Origin of the sequence: Hymenobacter aranciens (assembly GCF_030580865.1) — a bacterium.
Lineage (GTDB): Bacteria > Bacteroidota > Bacteroidia > Cytophagales > Hymenobacteraceae > Hymenobacter > Hymenobacter aranciens.
This window is the reverse complement of sequence record NZ_JAUQSY010000008.1, coordinates 83,226-102,933: the sequence shown is the minus strand read 5'-3', so window position 1 is coordinate 102,933 and position 19,708 is coordinate 83,226. Positions and strand designations below refer to the sequence as shown.

The following is a 19,708-nucleotide window of genomic DNA, read 5'->3' as shown; positions in this document are numbered from 1 at the left end:
CCGGTTTCTTTTCCTGAGTATGCAATACAAAAAAACGTTCTACTCCACCGCCAGGCGCTGCACCTGCGCGCCGCTGCGCACCACGTACACCCCGGCGGCCAGCCCGGCCGGCAGGGCCAGCTTTGCCGTGCCGCCGGCATCGGCCGTGGCGCGGGCCACGGCGCGGCCCAGGGCGTCATACACTTCCACGGCGGCTCCGGCCCGCATGCCGGCCACGGCCACAGCGGCGTGGGCAGGGTTGGGGGAGAGGGTGAGCTCACTGGGGCCGCCCACGGTCACGGCCCGCACGGGCGAGTAGCTGGCGCTGCCATCCCGGTCCACCTGGCGCAGGCGGTAGTAGCGCACGTTCGTCGCGCCGGGGGAGTTGCCATCGCCCGGGTAGTGGTCATCCAGGAAGGTGTAGGCCGTGGGGCGGGCCGTGCTGCCCTGCGCCGCCACCGTGCCGATGCGGGCAAAGGTGCGCCCATCGCCGCTGCGCTCCACCTCGAAGCGGGCGCTGTTCTTCTCCGAGGCCGTGCGCCAGGCCAGCTGCACGGCGAGCCCGCGCTTGGCGGCGGTGAAGCTGAGCAGCTCGACGGGGAGCGGGGCGCTGCTGCCGGTGAGGTAGAACTCGGAGAAGTGGTCGGCCACGGTGGCCTGGGCCACAAACCACGGCACCCCGCCGGGCGTGCTGGCGGCCAGCGGGAGCACGCGGCTCTCGCCGGGGCCGTTGTTGCCGAGGTCGCAGTCCTCGTTGGGGCCGCTGTATTGGGTGGCTTTCAGGTTGGCCAGGGTGGCGGCGGGGTCGGCAGCCGTCAGGCGGGCCAGCTCATCGCTCAGGCCGAAGAAGCGCAGCGCCACGCTGCTGCCGGCGAAGGGGCCGCCGCTGGCCGTGAGGTGCCAGTTGCGGTCGAGGTAGGCGCGGCCGCGGCCGTCCTCGCGCACGGGCTGGCCGTCGCCCGTGACCGTGACGCTGACGGCCACCGTGCCCAGCCGGGCGCGGGTGTCGCGTAGGGCGGCCACTACCTCGCCGGTGGGCAGGCGCAGGTAGTGCCACTGGCCATCGCCGGTGGCCAGGTAGGGCAGGGTAGCGATGCAGGCCGCCGGCCCCTCATACACCTGCAACACCTCGAAGGCCGGGGCGCTGGTGCTGCTGCCGGTGGCGGCAGTTACCACCACCGTGCTGCTGCCCGGGGCGGCCCCCACCGGCACCACCACCGTGAGGCTGGTGGGCGAGTTGTAGGTAACGCTGCCCGCCGCCACCCCGCCAAAGCTGACGCTGCTGCCGCTGGTGAAGTTGGTGCCCGTGAGGATAACCGGCATCCCCGGCAGCTCGGCCCCGGCGCTCAGGCTGGTAATGGTGGGCCGGGCCGGCGCCGTGTAGCTGATGCTGAACTGCGGGGCGGCGGTGTTGTCGTTGTCGGCCGCATCCTGGGCGGCGCCCGCCGCCAGGTTCACCGTCACCGGGCCGTCGGCGACGGGGGCCAGCTCCAGCGTGTAGGTGCTGCCGCTGCCGCTCAGGTTGGCGGCCGTGCCGTTGCCCACCGTCAGGGCGGCCAGGCTCAGGCCGGTCACGGGCTCCGAGAAAGTGATGGTGAGCGGAATGGGGGCGGTGCTGGTGCTGCTGCCGGCCGGGCTGCTCAGGGCCACGGTGGGCAGCACCCCATCCACCAGCACCCCGGTGGTCGGAGCCACGTTGTTGAGGGCGAGGTTGGCGCTTGAGTTGCCCGCGTTGCGGATGCCGCCGCCGACGGTGGTGATGCTGGTGCCCAGCACCACGCCGTTGGCATCAAGCTCGCCGCTCACTACCACGTAGCGGAACGTGAGGACCCGGCTGCCGTTGCCACTCGCGTAGCTGGCGTTGCGGGCGGTGCTGCCCACCGTCAGGGGCAGGCGCACCGTGCCCGTGGCAGTCACCACCTGGTCGAAGGTGACGTTGAAATCAAGCGCCTGGCCCACGCCGTAGGAGGCATTGGCCGGGGCCGCCACGCTCAGCACGGCGGGCACGGTGGGCGCGAAGCTGCCGGTGCTCAGGGCGGTGCCGTTGGCCGTGGTCACGCTCAGCTTGCCGGCGCTCACGCCCACCGGCACCACGGCCGTGATGCGGGTGGCCGACGTGACCGTGAAGCTGGTAGCCGCCACGCCGTTGAAGGCCACGGCCGTGGCCCCGGTGAAGTACGTGCCGGTGAGGACGACGGTGGTGCCCACCGGTCCGCTGGTGGGCGTAAAGCTCGTAATGTCCGGCAGCGGGACGTAGGCAATGGTGAAGGCCGGGGCCGCCGCGTTGCCGTTGCCAGCGGCATCCGGGGCCACGCCGGCGGCCACGCTCACCGTCACGCTGGTGCTGTTGGCCGCGGGCGTCACGCTGATAGTGTAGGTGGTGCCGCTGCCGCTGAGCGTGCCCCGGCTGCCGCCCGTCACCGTCACGTCGGAGGTGGCGAAGCCCGTCACCGTCTCGGAGAAAGTGATGGTGATGGGAATGGGCGAAGTGCCGGTGCTGCTGCCCGCCGGACTCGTGATGGCCACCGTGGGCGCCACGGCATCCACGCGCAGGCCGGCCGCCGAGGCCACGTTGCGAAGGTCGGGGTCGGCATCGGCCCCGGCGCTGTTGCGGATGGTGCCGCCGTTCAGGTTGATGGTGCTGCCCAGCGTCACGCCGTCGGTATCGAGGTCGCCGGCCACGATGACGTAGCGGAACGAGGCCGTATTGCCGGCGGTGCTGCTGTACACGGCCTGTCGCACGGTGCTGCCCACCGTCAGGTCGAGGCTGGGCGTGCCGCCGCTGGTGCTCACGGTGATATTCTGGCTGAACACGACGCTGAACTGCAGCACCTGCCCGGCCCGGTAGGTGCCGTTCGCCGTTGCCGCGGTCACGCTGGTCACGGCCGGCCCCACCACGAAGTTGGTGCTGCTCACGCCCGTGCCGGCCGGGGCCGTCACCCGGATAAGCCCGGTGGTGTTGCCGGCGGCCACGGTGGCCGTCAGCTGGGTGTCCGAGTTCACGGTGTAGCTGGCCACGGCCCCGTTGTTGATGGTCACGGCCGTGGCGCCGGTGAAGCCGTTGCCGGTAATCGTGACCACGGTGCCACCGGTGCCGCTGGTGGGCGTGAAGCTGCTGATGGCCACCGGCGGCGGACTGTAAGTCACGCTCAGCGTGCTGGAAGCCGCGCTGGGGTTGCCGGCCGCGTCCTCGGCCGCGCCGGCGGGCACCTGCACCGTCACCGGGCCGCTGGCCGTGGCCGTCACGATGAGCGTGTAGGTAGTGCCGCTGCCGCTGAGTACGCCCGGAGTGCCGTTGCTCACCGTTAGGCTGGCGGCGGTCAGCCCGGTCACCGGCTCGGCGAAGGTGATGGTGACGGTAATGGCGCTGCTGCTGCTGGGGCTGGGGGCCGTAGTGCTCAGCGTGGGGGTGGGCGCCACGCCATCCACCAGCACGCCGCTCAGCGGGGCCACGTTGCGGAGGGTCAGCAGGGCGTTGGTGCCGGTGGCGTTGCGCAGGGTGCCGTTGTTGGCGGCAATGCTGCCGCCCAGCGTCACGCCGTTGAGGTCGAGTTCGCCGGCCTGCACGAGGTAGCGGAAGGTGAGTGTGCTGGTGGTGCTGCCGCTGAGGTAGGTGACGCCCCGGGTCGTGCTGCCTATCGTCAGCAGCATCACGGGCGTGCCGCCGGCGGTGCTCACCGTCACGGGCTGGTCGAAGCTGACCAGAAACGTCAGGAACTGGCCAATGCGGTAGGTGCCGTCGGCCGGAGCCGCCACGCTGGTGACCACCGGCGCGGGCGGCGTCACGGTGAAGGTGAGGGCGTTGCTGGTGCCGCCGGGCGTGTTCACTACCACGTCGCCGGTGGTAGCCCCGGCCGGCACTGCCACCGTCAGGCTGGTGGCCGTGTTGGCGCTGATGGTGGTCTGGGCCACGCCGTCGAAGCTCACGCTGCTGGCCCCGCCCAGGCCGCTGCCGCTGATGACGACGCTGGTGCCCACCGGCCCGCTGCTGGGGCTGAGGCTACTGATGGCCGGCACGGGCGGCGCGTTCACCACCTGCGTGAGGGCGGCGCTGGTGCTGCTGGCAAGGCCCGTAGCCCCGCCGTACACGGCCGTCAGCGAGTGGCTGCCCACGCTCAGGCTGCTGGTGCTGAAGCTGGCCACGCCGCTGCCATTGAGCGTGCCGGTGCCCAGCGTAGTGCTGCCGTCCTTAAAGGTGACGGTGCCCGTAGGCGTGCCGCTGCCGGCGGCCACCGTGGCCGTGAAGCTTACCGCCTGCCCGTCAGTCGAGGGGTTGAGGCTGCTGCTGAGCGTGGTGGCGGTGGCCGTGTTGCCGACCTGCTGCGTCAGCCCGGCCGAGGTGCTGGGGCCGTAGCCGGCCGTGCCCGCGTACACGGCCGTCAGCGAGTGGCTGCCGGTGCTGAGGGCGCTGGTGGTGAAAGTGGCCTGTCGGGCAGCATTGAGGGTGCCGGTGCCCAGCGTGGTGCTGCCATCCTTAAAGGTAACGGTGCCCGTGGGCGTGCCGCTGCCGGGCGCCACCACGGCCACCGTGGCCGTGAGCGTCACGCTCTGCCCCGGCGTCGCCGGGTTGGCGCTGCTGCTGAGCGTGGTGGTGGTGCTGGCCGCATTCACCACCTGCGTCAGGGCAGCCGAGGTGCTGGCCACGAAGCCCGGGGCTGCCGCGTACACGGCCGTGAGGGAGTGGCTGCCCACGCTCAGGCTGCTGGTGCTGAAGGTGGCCAGGCCGCTGCTGTTGAGCATGCCGGTGCCCAGGGTGGTGCTGCCGTCCTTAAAGGTCACGGTGCCCGTGGGCCGGACGCTGCCGTTAGTGTTCGTCACGGTGGCCGTGAGGGTCACGCCCTGCCCCAGCGTCGAGGGGTTGGCGCTGCTGGTGAGGGCCGTGCTGGTGCTGGCCGCCGTCACGGTAAAGGTCAGGCTGTTGCTGAGGCCATTGGGAGTGGTCACCGTGAGGGGGCCGGTGCTGGCGCCGGCGGGCACGGTCACCGTCAGGCCGGCGGCGGTATTGGCGGTGATGGTGGTCTGATTGACGCCATTGAAGCTGACGCCGGTGGCGCCGCCCAGGTAGCTGCCCGCCACGCTCACGCTGGCGCCCACCGGCCCGCTGGCGGGCGTGAGGCTGCTCAGCACGGGCGTTTCGTCCACGTCGCCGATGGTAATAATGAGGTCTTTCTCGAAGAACTGCCCGTTCTGGTCGGTGCTGCGCACGCGGATGCTGTAGCTGCTCTGGGCTTCGTAGTCAAACACGGCGTTGGTCGTGAGCGTACTGCCCGCGATGCTGAACGCCCCATTGTCGGCCCCGCCGGTGGCAAAGCTGTAGGTGAAGGTGCTGCCGGCCGTGGGGGTGGTGCTGCTGAAGGTGCCCACGGTGGTGCCCACCGGCTGGTTTTCGGCCACGCTGGCGGGGCTCACGCTCAGGTCGGTGGCGGGGGCCGCCACCACGGTCACGGGCAGGCCGTTGGAGTTGCCGTGGCGGTTGCCCACAATCAGCGTCCTGGAGCCCGGCGGCACGGCGGCCGGCACGCTTATCGTCAGCTGCGTGTCCGAGTTGATGGTGAAGGCGGTGTTGGTCGGCGAGTTGCCGAGGAAGGCAAAGCCCGTAGCGCCGGTGAAGTACCGGCCCGTGACCACCAGCGTGCCGCCCGCCGCCACGGGGTTGGGGGTGGCGCTCAGCAGCAGGGGAGCGGGCTGGTTGAGCAGCACGGCCACCTGCGTGGTGCTCACCACCACCAGGTCGAGGTCGCCGTCGCCGTCCATGTCGGCCAGCTGGGGGGTCGAGATGTGATACACGTTGTTAGGCGACGAGCGCACGAAGGTCAGCGGCCCAAACTGGCCCGCGTTGCTACCGCTGCTGTCGCTGCCGTTGCGAAACAGATAGATGCCGTTCTGGAGCGCGGCACCCGCCGTTATCACGTCCAGGTCGCCGTCGGCATCCACGTCGCCCACGGCCGCGCTTCCGAAGGGCGCGGCGTACAAGCCATCGACCTCGGTGAAGCTGCCGATGCCAGCGCCCGGGTCGTTGGCCCCGTTACGCAGGGATGTCACTATGCTCAAATCGCCCCGCACCACCAGGTCCAGGTCGTGGTCGTTGTCGAGGTCGGCGGCCACGATGGCGATGCTGTTGGCCGCCGCATTGCAGGGCACCAGCAGCGGGTTCGAGAAGGTGCCGGTGTTCGAGCCGCTGTTGTCGCCGCCGTTCCACAGTATCTGCAGGTTGTAGTCCTTGGAGCAGGCAATGTCCAGGTCGCCGTCCTGGTCCAGGTCGGCCAGGGCCAGGGCCCCGCCGCCGCCGGGCGTTTGGGTGTTGGTCAGGGCCAGGGTGCCGGCCGTGTTTAGAAAGGTGTACAGCGTTCCGCCCACGCCCCAGGCCATGGCATCGAGGTCGCCGTCGCCGTCCACGTCGCCCACGGCCAGGTTGGTGGGCGCCGCGCTCAGGGCAATATCCGTCCCGCTCCCGAAGCTGCCGCTGCCGTTGTTGAGCCGCACGCTGAAGGTGCCCGTGGCATTGGATGCCGGATAGATAATACTGCCGCCGCTGATGGAGATGGCCAGCAGGTCGAGGTCGCCGTCGTTGTCCACGTCGGCCAGCTTCAGCTGGCGCTGGCTATACTGCAGGGCCACGGTGCTGCCCAGGCTGAGCCCGGCCTGGCCATCGTTGAGCAGCACCTGTCCGGTGGCCGAGTTCGACCCCGCCACGGCGTCGAGGTCGCCGTCGCCGTCCACGTCGCCCACCGCCACGTCGGCCCAGTCGGCGGAGTTGGGGCTGCCGCCCAGGGGCAGCGGGGGGGCCAGGCCCGCGAAGCCGCCCCGCCCGAGCCCCCCGGCGGCCACCGTAAACTGACTGACGTGGCCCGCCACCGGGCTCTGGGTATTGGCGCTGTTGCGGGCGGCCGTGGTGAGGGTGCTATACACGGTTTCGCCCGCCCGGAAGTCGGTCGTGGGGTCGAAGGAGATGGTGGCGCCGCTCACCGTGGTGCTGCCCCGGGTGCCGTCCTGCATGCGCCCGCCGCGCTGCTGGCTGAATACCCTGAGGCTGCCGCGCGTGGCCGCGTCGTTGCGCAGGGTCTGGTTGAGGGTGAGGGCCACGGGGGTGGTGGCCGGGGCGTTGCGCAGGCCCTGCCCCGGGCTGAGGCTGCTCACAAACATTTCCTGCACCACCGTGAAGGTGCCGCTGCTGGTGCTGCTGCCGCTGGGCGCCAGCACGCGCACGGGGCCGCTGCTGCTCCGGGCGCCCACCACGAAGGTGAAGCCGCCATAGCCGGGCGTGCCCATAATGCTGCCCGACACCCCATTGACCAGTATCTGGCTGATGGCCGCCAGGTTAGTGCCCGTCACCGTGACGGTGGTGCCCACCGGGCCGCTGGTGGGCGTGAAGCTGCTGATGACGGGCGGCGGCACCGTAAATGAACTGCTGCTGGTGGTGGTGCCGCTGGGCGTGTCGAGGCTGAGCGGGCCGGTGCTGCTGCGCAGGCCCGCCACGAAGGTGAGATTGCCGTAGCCGGGCGTGCCCGTGATGGTGCCCCGCACGCCGTTGATGCGCACCTCGCGCACGGCATCGAGGTGGGCGCCCGTCACCGTGACGGTAGTGCCCTCCGGGCCACTGGTGGGCGTGAAGCTGCTGATGACGGCCGGAGCATACAGCCGGCCCGACAGCCCCATAACGTTGACGATGCCGTTGTCGCTGAAGCCGGCCTTGGTCACGGTCACCTGCTGCAGGCTCTTGCCCAGGTTGCCCGCGTCCAGGGGTAGGTTGTACTGGTAAAGGCGCGGGGTACCGGCCGGGGTGCTGATGGCCGAGTTCGCCCGGTCAGTACGGCCCACATCGACAATGGCGGCCTCGCCGACGGCGGCCGCGTTGTTATCCATCCAGTCCCTTACATCCAGCTCCGAGAAGGTCTGGGTCGAGTTGTCGGTGAAGGTGAGGGTAATGTTTACTTCGGGGATGAAGAAGACGTTGCTGGCCGCCAGCAGCACGTGCAGCACGCTGACGGGCGTGGGCGTGGCCAGCACCAGCGTGCCCTGGTTGTATTCGGTTAGCCGCAGGCTGTTGTTGGCACCGTAGTCGGCCAGCTGGTAGGGCACGCCGGGCGTACCGGCATTCGTGCCCACGAAGAAACCGCCCACCGGCAGGCCCTTGCCGGCGGTGGCCGTGCCGTTGTTGTAGCCCAGCTCGTGCAGCACATTGGCGCTGGCATCGAAGGTGCTGCTGGTGCTGGCGGCGGCCGTTACGCCGGTGCCGTTGGCCACCACGTCCTCGGTAAAGCCCGTCAGGGCCAGCGAGCGCAGGTCGCCCACTTCCAGGGGCTGGCCGTTGCTGGTGCCGGCGGGCTTGCTCACCCGCACCAGGCCCGGGGTGGCCCCGGCGGGCACGTTGAAGCGGATTTGGGTATTCGACACCACCGTGTAGCCGGGCACGGCCGCCCCGCCCAGCGTGACGCCGGTGGTGCCGGTGAAGCCGCTGCCGCCGAGGGTGATGAGGTCGCCCACCTGGGCCCCGCGCGGGCTCAGGCTGCTAAGCGTGGGGGCCTGCGCCCAGGCGGCCGGGCCGGCCAGCAGCAGGGTGAGCAGGGCAACTAAAGAAACCCAGGAACGGGAGTGCAGCAGAGTAATGGCGAGGTTCATGCCGCAAAGGTCGGGCCGGCGCCCCCCGCCGGCCAAGGCGGGCTTGTACCCTGTTTAGGGTACAAGCCCGCTCTGGGCTTACTCCACCGTGAGGCGCCGGGCCTGCGCCCCACTCCGTACTATATACACGCCGGCCGCCAGCCCGGCGGGCAGCACCAGCCGGGCGGTGCCGCCGGCATCGGCCGTGGCGCGGGCCACGGGGCGGCCCAGGGCATCAAAGACTTCCACCTTGGCGCCGGCGCCCAGCCCGGCCACGGCCACGCTGGTGCGGGCGGGGTTGGGATACAGCGTGAGGCCGCCCTTGCCGCCCACGGTCACCACGCGCACGGGCGAGTAGCTGGCGGTGCCATCCAGGTCCACCTGCCGCAGGCGGTAGTAGCTGGGCTGGGAAGTGGAGGGAATGGTGGAATCGCGGAAGGTGTAATCCGTCGGGCTGGCTTTCGTGCCTTGGGCTTTCTTCGCGCCAATCTTCGCGAACTCCTTGCCATCCAGGCTGCGCTCGATGTCGAAGCGGGCGCTGCTCTGCTCGCTGGCGGTGGTCCAGCGCAGGCGGGCGGCGGGGCCCTCGGCGGTGGCCGTGAAGCTGAGCAGCTCCACCGGCAGCGGGGCGTCGGCGTTGCCCAGCGTCCACACCGAAAGGCTGCCGATGTGGTCGCGGGTCACGGTGTTGGTGGTCGCGTCGTAGCTGGCGTAGTCTACCCGGGCCCAGGGGCCGGCGGGGCCGCTCTCGCTCTTGAAGAGCGTGAGCTTGTTCTCGGCGATGCCGTTGAGCTCGCCCTCGCGGTAGCGCAAGGTCAGGGTCAGGTCGAGGTTGGTGTTCGTGAGGGGCTGGATGTCGAAGTAGCGGGCGATGCCGCTGCTGCTGGCCACGCCGGTGGCGGGGCTGCCCGTCACGCGGCGTACCACAATGTAGCCGGGCAGGGCCACGCTGCTGGCGGCCGGCGTGAGGGTGAGGCCAATGCCGCTGAAGCTGCTGCCAGTGCCGGCGGTGTACAGGCTCTGGCTGTTTTCCACGGTGCCGCTCACGTAGCTGGCGTCGGTTTCGGTGAGCGTGGCGATGCTGCGCAGGGTCACCTTGTAACCCGGGCCGGTGGTGAGCAGGCCGCTGGTCATGGTCAGGCTGGTGTTGATGTACACATTCTGGGCTAGGCTCAGCGTGCCGCTGGCTTTGTCCACCGTCACGGCGCGGAAGCTGGTGACGGCGCTGCCGCCCACGGTTTGGGAGGCCGCCGACCCGGCGAACACCACCGGCCCGAGGAGCGTGAGGGTGCCGCCGTTGTTGGTATAATTACCCGTGAGGCGCAGCGTGGTGGCGGCATCGGTGGTGAGGGCCGCGCCGCTGGCCACGGTCAGGTCCCGCACCTCGTAGGTGCCGGCGCCCAGGCTGGGGTAGTTCGGCATGCCGGCGGGCAGCACGGCGCTGATGGTGGCCGAGGGCACGAGGCCGTAGCTCCAGTTGGCGCAGTCGGTCCAGGCGGTGCTGGCGCTGCCGTCCCAGGTGGTGGTGGTGGCCGTCGGCGGCGGGGCCACCGTCACGGTGGTGGTTTGGCTGCTGGTGCTGCCGCGGTCGTCGCTCAGGGTCACGGTCACGGGGTTGGGCCCCAGGTTGGCGCAGCTAAAGCTGCTGGGGCTCACGCTCACGTTCACGGTGCCGCAGTTGTCGGTGGCGTTGCCCCGGTACACCTGCGCGGCCGTCACCGTGGCCGCGCCGCTCGCGTCCAGCTCCACCGTGGCGGGCTGCACGAAGCGGCCGGGATTGGGCACCAGGATGTACAGGCGCCTGACGGTGTAGCTGCCCGCGTTGGCCGCAAAGGTCCAGTCGGGGTTGCCGCTGGGTTGGTTGCCGATGCCTATATCGTCGACATCCCCTTTGTGCCAGGCATTGTAAGCCAGCACGGTTTGCCGGTCGGTCAGGTTGTGCACCTGGAACGAGCCGTAGCCGTTGTTCGTGCTAAAGCCACCGTCGCCAAAGTCGAAGGTGCTGCCGCTGGCCCCGGTCACGGCGTCGGCGTTGGCGGCGGTGTAGTCGCTGGGCCACATCTCGACGCGGCCGGTGCCGAGGTTGCTGCCCGTTACCAGACTGCCGCCGTTGTTGCTGAACACGCTCAGGTTCGTCACGCTCCGGTGCCAGGCCACGGGGTTGGCCAAGCGGTGGGGCAGGCCGAGCTGGGTGAGGTTGGCGGCGAAGTTATCCATCGAGGCCCACACCCACTTGCTGCCGCTGCCGTTGTCGAGCTCCATAAAGTAGGCCACGCGGGCGGGGTTGGCGGGCAGGGTGGTGGCCGAGTTGTTTACCGTGTAGGGCACGGCCGGCAGGGTGCCGAAGTTGTTGTTGGTCTGCATATCGAGCTGGTACAGCAGGCCGTAGTCGGCGGCTTCGGGCACGTTGCTTAGGGCCAGGGCCGGGGCGGCGGGCAGGCTCACGCCCGCCGTGGGCGCGGCGGTGTCCTGCACCAGCACGCTGCCGTTGGCCGTGGCGCTGCCGCCGGAGCCGTTGGCGGCGGTCAGCACCACCGGGTTGGCGTAGGCGATGCCGGGCGTCAGCCAGGTGGGGGTGTTGTAGAGGGTGCCGGGGCTGCTGTTGCCGGTGGCGTCGGCCAGACTGGTGCCGGTGCCTTCGCGCATGTCCCAGCGGGCCACCAGCCCGCTCAGCCCGGCCGGGTTGAGCCGGGCGGCGCTCTGGGCCACCTCGTCCGGGGTCAGGGCGCGGTCCCACACCCGCACCTCGTCGAGGCGGCCGTTGAAGTATTCCGTGCCGCCGGGCACCACCCGGCGGGCGATGCGCCAGGTGGTGCCGGTGGTGTTGAAGGTCTTGGCCTGGCTGTTAATCTGCGTTCCGTTCACATACAGGCGCAGGGTGGTGCCGTCGAAGGTGGCGGCCACGTGGTTCCAGGTGTTGAGCGCCAGGGTGGGCCCGCCCGTCAGGTCGTTGTTCTCGCCCGCGTAGTAGAGCTGGCCGCTGCCGTTGAGCATCAGCGAGGCGCGCTGGCTGGTGGTGGCGGTGCCGTAGTTGAGCAGCACCTGGAAGCCGCTGCCCCCACTCCGGTACACCCAGGTTTCGAGGGTGCGGGCGGCGTTGCCCTGCGGCAGCAAGGTGCTGGTGCCTTCGGCGTACTGCGAGCCGTTGAAGGCCAGCACCGGGTTGGTGGGGGCCGGGGTGGTGGCCACGGCACAGCCGAAGCTGGTGGGGCTCACGCTCAGCGTCACCGGGCCGCAGGTGCTGCTGCTGCCGTTGTCTATTAAGGCGCCCGTCACCGCCACGGTGCCGCTGGCATCGAGGTCGGCAATGACGTCCTGGGCCAGGGCCGTCACGGTGCAGAGGCTGAAGGCCACCCCGTTGCTGGTGCCGCCGGGCGTGGTGATGGTGACGTTGCCCGTGGTGGCCCCGGCGGGCACGGTGGCCGTGGCCGTGGTGGCGTTGGTCACGCTGAAAGTGGTGGCCGCCGTGCCGTTGAAGCTCACGCCCGTGGCCCCGCCGAAGCCGGTGCCCGTGAGCGTGACCACCGTGCCCACCGGCCCGCTCGTGGGCGAGAGGCTCGTGAGGGTGGGGGCGGGGCTGAACGTCACCACCACGCTGTTGGAGGTGTAGGTGCAGCCGTCGGCGGTGGTGGCGGTGGCCGTGTAGGTGCCGTCGCTGCTCACGCTGCGGGTGGGGCCGCTGCTGGCGCCGGGGTCGAAGGTATAGCTGGCCCCGGCCAGCGGCACGGGGGCGGTGTTGGGGCTGCCGTCGGCGAGCAGGCGGGCCAGGCGGCTCACCGTGGTGGCCGTGCCGTTGGAGGTGTAGCCGTTGAAGAAGCCCCCCGCCAGCACCTGCCCGTCGGCTTGCACGGCCAGGGTCAGCACGTTGTTGTTGAAGCCGGAGCCGGGGCTGAACGAGGCATCGGGGCTGCCGTCGGCGTTGAGCCGGGCCACGTAGTTGGTGGTCGTGGTGGTGCCGCCGTAGGTGTAGCTGCCGAAGCTGCCCCCCGCCAGCACCTGCCCGTCGGCCTGCAGGGCCAGCGTATTCACCTGGTTGTTGAAGCCGGGGCCGGTGCCGGAGCTGAACGTGGCGTCGAGGCTGCCGTTGGCAGTAAGCCGCGCCACGCGGTTTACCGTGGTCAAGGTGCCATTGTACGTGTAGCTGCCGAAAGCGCCCCCCACCAGCACCTGCCCATCGGGCTGCAGGGCCAGCGCGTACACGGTGGTATTGAAGCCCGGGTTGGCACCGGGGCTGAACGAGGCATCGAGGCTGCCCGTGGCCGTGAGGCGCGCCACGCGGCCTGCCGTGGCCGCGGAGCTATTGTACCTGTAGCTCGTGAACTGTCCGCCCACCAGTACCTGGCCGTCGGGCTGCAGGGCCAGGGCCTGCACCGTGCTGTTGAAGCCGGGGCTGGTGCCGGGGCTGAACGAGGCATCGAGGCTGCCGTCGGCGTTGAGGCGCGCCAGGCGGTTCACGGCCGTGGCCGTGCCGTTGTAGGTGTAGCCGGTGAAGCTGCCGCCTACCAGCACCTGCCCGTTGGGCTGCAGGGCCAGGGCGTACACGACATTATTCGTAATGCCGGGGTTGGTGCCGAGGCTGAACGTCGCATCGAGGCTGCCGTCGGCGTTGAGCCGCGCCACGCGGTTCACCGTCGTGGTGGTGCCGTTGGCGGTGTAGCCGGTGAACTGCCCGCCCACCAGCACCTGGCCGTTGGGCTGCAGGGCCAGCGCAAACACATTATTGTTGAAGCCGGGGCTGAACGAGGCATCCAGGCTGCCGTCGGCGTGGAGCCGCACTAGCCGGTTCACCGTCGTGGTGCTGCCCCCGAAGCTATAGCTGGTGAAGTTGCCCCCCACCAGCAGCTGTCCGTTGGGCAGCGGCAGCGTGGTGTTCACGGTGTTGTTGAAGCCCGTGCCCGCCCCACTCGGGAAGCCCGGGGCCAGGGCCTGGGCCGTGAGCGTGACGCTGCTGCCCGCCGGCGGCGCGAGCGGCCCGGCGGGCAGCAGCGTCACGCTGCCCGTGCAGGCCGCCGCGCCAAACAGCTGCGTGCCCGTGCCCGGCCCCGTGCTCACGCCGGCCGCATTCGTCACGCTAATCGGGGCCAGGGCGAAGCCCGCCGGCACCACGGCCGTGATTTGGGTGTCGGAGTTCACCACGAAGCTGGTGGCGGGCACAATGCCGAAGCGCACGGCCGTGGCCCCGGTGAAGTCCGTGCCCGTGAGCACCACGCTGCTGCCCACCGGGCCGCTGGCGGGCGCAAAGCTGCTGAGGGTGGGGGCGGGCGTCTGGTTCAGCCGCACGCTCACCGTGTTGCTGCCGTAGCTGGCCGTCAGCAAGTCCAGGTCGTCGTCGCCGTCCGCGTCGGCCAGGGCCAGGCCCTGGGGGCTGTTGCCCACGGCCACCTCGGTGCTGCCCGCAAAGGTGCCCGCGCCGTCGTTCAGGCGCAGGCTCACCGTGTTGCCGGTGAGGTTGGTGGCCAGCAGGTCGAGGTCGCCGTCGCCATCCACGTCGCCCAGGGCTACGGCCACGGGGCCGCTGCCCACGGGCACGCTGGTGCTGCCCGTGAACGCGCCCAGGCCGTCGTTGCGGCGCAGGCTCACGGTGTTGTTGGTATAGGTGGCCACCAGCAAGTCGAGGTCGCCGTCGGCATCCACGTCGCCCAGGGCCACGCTGCGGGGGCTGGGGTCTACGGGCACGTCGGTGCTGCCCCCGAAGGTGCCCAGGCCGTCGTTGCGGCGCAGGCTCACGGTGTTGGCGCTGAAGTTGGTCGTGAGCAGGTCCACGTCGCCATCGCCGTCCACGTCGCCCGCCGTCAGGCGGATGGGGCCGCTGCCCACGGGCACGTCGGTGCTGCCCGCGAAGGCGCCCAGGCCGTCGTTGAAGCGCACGCTCACGGTGTTGGCGCTGTAGTTGGCTACCAGCATATCCAGGTCGCCGTCGGCATCCAGGTCGGCCAGGGCCACGTCGTAGGCGCCGCTGCCGGCGGGCACGTCGGTGCCGCCCCCGAAGGTGCCCAGGCCGTCGTTGAAGCGCACGCTCACGGTGTTGCTGCCGGTGTTCACGGCCAGCAGGTCGAGGTCGCCGTCGCCGTCCACGTCGGCCAGGGCCACGCCCACGGGGAGGCTGCCCACGGGCAGCTCGGCGCCGCCCCCGAAGGTACCGCTGCCGGTGCCCAGGCGCACGCTCACCGTGCCGGTGCTGGCGCTGTTGGCCGTCACGAAGTCCAGGTCGCCGTCGTTGTCCACGTCGCCCACGGCCACGCTCAGCGGCACGCTGCCCACGGCCGGGTTCGTGCCGCCGTCGAACACGCCCTTACCCGCCGTGCTCACGGCCGTCCGGAACTGGTACACCTGCGGCACGGCCGCCGCCCCGCCCGGGCTTTGCACCGTGGCGGGCACCGTCACCTGCACCACCTCGCCGGGCCGGAAGCTGGCCGAGCCGCTGCCGGCCGTGGGCGTGAGCGTGACCGTGCTGCCGCTGACGGCGGCCGGGGCCGTGCGCTGCCCCCGGTACTGGCTGCTGAATACCTTAATGCTGCCCGCCGTGGCGCTGCTGATGTTGTCGGAGAACATGACGCTGACCGGGGTGGCTACCGGGGCGGCCAGGGCGTAGCGGGCCGGGCTGAGGCCCGTCACCGTCAGCGGCACTACCGTGAACGGAAGGCCGTTGCTGGTGCCGATGGGGGTGGTGAGGGTGACGTTGCCGGTGCCGGCCCCGGCGGGCACGGTGGCCGTGGCCGTGGTGGCGTTGACTGCGCTAAAGGTGGTAGCCGCCGTGCCGTTGAAGCTCACGCCCGTGGCCCCCGTGAAGTCGGTGCCCGTGAGCGTGACCACGGTGCCCGCCGGCCCGCTCGTGGGCGAGAGGCTGGTGAGGGTGGGCGCGTCGGCCACCTGGTACTGCCCGAAGCCGACCGTGACTTTGCTGCCATCGCCCACGGTGGTGAAGATGCCGCCGGCGCTGAGGTAGGTGCTGCCCGCGGCCAGCGCCTGCACCGTGGCGTTGAGGTCCGTGCCCAGACTGCTCCAGGCCGTGCCGTTCCAGCGGGCCACGTAGTTGGTCGTCGACCCGTTCGCCGGGTTGAAGCTGCCGCCCATGTACACGTCGCTGCCCGCCCCGGCCAGCGTATAGACCGTGGCGCTGGTGCCCGTGCCCAGGCTGCTCCAGGCCGTGCCGTCCCAGCGGGCCACCCGGTTGGCCGTCGCCCCGCCCGCCGTCGTGAAGTCGCCCCCCACGTACACGTTGCTGCCCGCCACGGCCAGCGCCCGGACAATGCTGCCGACGCCATTGCTGGTGCCCGTGCCCAGGGGGCTCCAGGCAGTGCCATCCCACTTCGCCACCCGGTTGGCCGTCGCCCCGCCCGCCGTCGTGAAGCCACCTCCCACGTACACATCGCTGCCCGCCACGGCCAGCGCATTAACCACGCCGCCGACGCCGTTGCTGGTGCCCGTGCCCAGGGGGCTCCAGGCCGTGCCGTCCCAGCGGGCCACGGAGTTGGCCGCCGTCCCGCCCGCCGTCGTAAAGTTGCCCCCCACGTACACGTTGCTGCCCGCCACGGCCAGCGCATAGATGGTGTTGAGCAGGCCATTGCTGGCCCCCGTGCTCAGGGGGCTCCAGGCCGTGCCGTCCCAGCGGGCCACGGAGTTGGCCGCCGTCCCGCCCGCCGCCGTGAAGCCACCCCCCACGTACACATTGCTGCCCGCCACGGCCAGCGCACTGACACTATTATCGACGCCATTGGTGGTGCCCGTGCCCATACTGCTCCAGGCCGTGCCGTCCCACTTCGCCACCTGGTTGGCCGCCACCGCGCCCGCCGTCGTGAGGTTGCCGCCCACGTACACGTCGCTGCCCGACACGGCCAGCGCATAGACCGTGCTGCCGACGCCGTTGCTGGCGCTCGTGCCCAGGCGGTTCCAGGCCGTGCCGTTCCAGCGGGCCACCCGGTTGGCCGTCACCGTGCCCGCCGAGGTAAAGTCGCCCCCCACGTACAGGTCGGTGCCCGACACGGCCAGCGCATAGACGAAGCTATTGACGCCGTTGTTGCCGCCCGTGCCCAGGCTGCTCCAGGCCGTACCGCTCCAGCGGGCCACCTGTCTGGCCGTCACCGTGCCCGCCGTCGTGAAGAAGCCCCCCACGTACACGTCGGTGCCCGCCACGGCCAGCGCATAGACCGTGCTGTTGACGCCGTTGTTGCCGCCCGTGCCCAGGCTGCTCCAGGCCGCGCCGTTGAAGCGGGCCACCCGGTTGGCCGTCACCGGGCCCGCCGTCGTGAAGTCGCCCCCCACGTACACGTTGCTGCCCGCCACGGCCAGGGCCCGGACGGTGCTGCCGACGCCGTTGCTGGTGCCCGTGCCCAGGCTGCTCCAGGCCGTGCCATCCCAGCGGGCCACCCGGTTGGCCATCGCCCCGCCCGCCAGGCCGAAGCTGCCCCCCACGTACAGGTCGCTGCCCGCCATGGCCAGCGCATAGACCGTGCCGCTGACGCCGTTGCTGGTGCCCGTGCCCAGACTGCTCCAGGCCGTGCCATTCCAGCGGGCCACCCGGTTGGCCGCCACCGGGCCCGCCGTCGTGAAGTTGCCCCCTACATAAACGTCGCCGTTGGGGGCCACCACCGTGGCATTCACCGTGGCGTTGGTGCCGGGCAGGCCAAAGCCGTCGCGCCACTTCTCGTCGCCCGCGCCCTGGGTGCGGGCCGGGCGAAACACCGGGTGGCCGTCGGGGGCCGTGAAGAAGTCGTAGCCCCTGGCATCGAACGAGCCGCTGGCCCCGGCCTGCAGGGTGCCGTCGGGGCGCAGGGCGCTGGCCAGGCTGGGCGTGGCCGGGGCGGTGGCTGGCGGCAGCGGGGCGGCCCACAGGCGGGCCGGCAGCAGCGCCAGCAAGGTCAGGAGCAGAAACGCGCCGCCGGCTGCCCACCAGCGGCGGGCGGCGGTCGGCAGCGGCCCGCTCAGGGTGGGGTAGCGGTCAAGAGGGATACCTAAAGAGTGTTGCATAGCGGGAGGCAATATGAATTTGCGCACAAAGCTCGGGACGGGCAACCATCCCGCAATACGGAGCGTGTAGCCTAAACAGGGTACACGCGGGCCGCCCACGCAAAAGCCCGGCCGCCCCCAGGGGAGCAGCCGGGCCGGCCGGATGTGGAAAAGGGAGCCTTACTGCACCACGCGGCTGACGACCTCCGAAAACTCCTGGTCGTCGGTGTCGCCACCCACCGAGCGGAACATGGCAAACACCTCGGGTTTCTTCTTGTAGCCGCGCAGCAGCACGCTGGGCCGGGTGGTGGTCACGCTTTTCCACTCGTACCAGGGCAGGCTGGGGTCGTCGGTGTAGCGGATTTCGGTGGCCACGGCGTAGTCGGCGCGGGTTACCTTGGCGCAGAGGGTGTCGGGCTCGGTGCCATCGTGCAGGCTGTACTTCTTGGGCGGGGGCAGGGTGGTGTGCTTCTCGCGCTCCTTGCTCAGCTCCAGGCCGGTGCTGAGCAGGGCGGCCTCGTTGTCGGGGTAGAGGCCGTTGGCATACTTGGCGGCGGCGGCCAGGGCGGCATCCAGCACCTTGCGGTATTGCGCCAGCAGCGCGGTTTGCTCCGGAATGGGGTTTTTGATGCTGGCCGCCGGGGTGTAGTCGGCCAGGGCGGCCTCAATGGCCTCGGCATAGGTCTTGCCCGCCGGGTAGTAGGTATTGCCGGTGAGCTTGGTCTGGCAGTTGAGGGCCAGCGGCCCGATTTTGTCTTTGGCTACTTCGGCGTAGCTGGTGCGCAGGAGGCGTCCCATAAGAAAAGAGGTAACAACAAATGAAGAAGATAGAAGAAATGGCCCGCAGGCCCCGAGGTACCCGGTTTCTTCGCCACCACACGGCCCCCCGCCGCCCCCGGTGCCAGCGCCTGTGGCCCGCCCGCCCGTTTCCGTCGCCACGGAAATGAAAAACGTGGCGACGAAGATGGCAACCGTGGCCACGGAAATCGAAAACGTGGCCACGGAAATGAAAAACGTGGTGACGAAGACGGCAACTGTCGCCACGGAAATCGAAAACGTCGCCACGGAAATGAAAAACGTCGCCACGGAAATGAAAAACGTCGTCACGGTTGACGTCTTCGTCGCCCCGGAAACCCCAACCGTCGTCCCGGCCAGGCCTGCTGCCGGCTTGCTGGCCGCGCCCCGGCCGCTGCGGGCGGGCAGGGGCGGGCCTCACCACCGCAAGCGCCGGTGCGCCAACACCGTCATTTACTGCCCCAACGCCCGAAAATACTGCGCCAAACCCGCTGCCCGGCCGGGGCCGGGGCTAGCGCAGCACGGGCAGGCTGCGCAGCAGGGCGTCGCGGTATTGCTCGCCCAGAAGCACCGTTGCCTTGCCCAGGTGCATGCTGGTGCGCTCACTGTCGAGGTGCCAGGGGTGGGCGGGGTTGAGCAGGAAGCTGCGATGCACCTGCACGAAGCCGTAGGGCTGCAGCTCCTCCAGCAGGCTGCACAGGGGCTGATGCACGACATACTCGCTGCTGGCCGTGGCCAGCACCCGGCTTCGCCCGCGGGCCTCGGCGTAGAGCAGGTCCGCCACGCTCACATGGTGGTGGCCGGTGGCCTCGGGCAGCAGCAAGCGGGCGGTCAGGGCCGGGGCGGGGGGCGGGAACCGCCGGGCGTAGTCGAAGGCCAGCACCAGCTGGCAGCGCAGCTCGGTGGGGGCGCTGCTTTTGCGCACGAAGGCCAGCGGCGTGGTGAGCCGGGCCTCGTGAAAGCGGGCGGCATCGTCGAGGGCGGTGCAGTAGAGCAACGGCAGGCCCCGCTGCTGGTGTAGCCAGCGGCCCAGGGCCAGGCCATCCTCGGGGCCGTCGAGGCCGATGTCGAGCACGGCCAGGGTGGGGGCGGGGTGGGCGGCGGCGCACAGGGCGCGGGCCTCGGCGGCCGTGGCGGCGGGGCCCAGCACGGTGGCGCCTTCCTGGCGCAGCACGTCGGCGAGCAGGGTGGCCCACACGGGGTCGTTTTCGACCAGTAGCACTACTGGCGGGGTAGGGGGCAGCATGGCAATTGCAGAAAACAGGTACGGCGCCAGCGCGGCGCGGGCCCACTTGGCCCGGCGGTGGTAGCGGCGTGAAGGTAAGCAGGGTTGCGCAATTAACAAAGGCGGGCGGGCGTCGGGCGGCCCCAGGCCCGTTACTAACTCAAC

General features: G+C 70.7%; 4 protein-coding genes. All 4 read right to left on the bottom strand.

The window, feature by feature from the left end; genetic code table 11:
* Positions 1 to 39: 39 nt before the first annotated feature.
* The gene (locus Q5H93_RS13135) at positions 40 to 8,598 is read right to left on the bottom strand and encodes a beta strand repeat-containing protein (RefSeq protein WP_305007003.1); all 8,559 of its coding nucleotides are present in this window, start codon (positions 8,596 to 8,598) and stop codon (positions 40 to 42) included.
* A gap of 78 nt (positions 8,599 to 8,676) precedes the next feature.
* Complete coding sequence (locus Q5H93_RS13130) at positions 8,677 to 17,544, bottom strand: FG-GAP-like repeat-containing protein (RefSeq protein ID WP_305007002.1); 8,868 nt, start codon at positions 17,542 to 17,544, stop codon at positions 8,677 to 8,679.
* A gap of 159 nt (positions 17,545 to 17,703) precedes the next feature.
* Positions 17,704 to 18,321: a hypothetical protein gene (locus tag Q5H93_RS13125; RefSeq protein WP_305007001.1), complete on the bottom strand. Its 618-nt coding sequence runs from the start codon at positions 18,319 to 18,321 to the stop codon at positions 17,704 to 17,706.
* 508 nt (positions 18,322 to 18,829) lie between these two features.
* Entirely contained in the window at positions 18,830 to 19,564 is a 735-nt protein-coding gene (locus Q5H93_RS13120) for a response regulator transcription factor (RefSeq protein ID WP_305007000.1), read from the bottom strand.
* Between the last annotated feature and the right edge of the window lie 144 nt (positions 19,565 to 19,708).

Bases quoted from the DNA above. Each gene is read 5' to 3' on its own strand.
- Q5H93_RS13135 (WP_305007003.1), bottom strand. From the start codon at position 8,598: ATGAACCTCGCCATTACTCTGCTGCACTCCCGTTCCTGGGTTTCTTTA.
- Q5H93_RS13130 (WP_305007002.1), bottom strand. From the start codon at position 17,544: ATGCAACACTCTTTAGGTATCCCTCTTGACCGCTACCCCACCCTGAGC.
- Q5H93_RS13120 (WP_305007000.1), bottom strand. From the start codon at position 19,564: ATGCTGCCCCCTACCCCGCCAGTAGTGCTACTGGTCGAAAACGACCCC.
- Q5H93_RS13125 (WP_305007001.1), bottom strand. From the start codon at position 18,321: ATGGGACGCCTCCTGCGCACCAGCTACGCCGAAGTAGCCAAAGACAAA.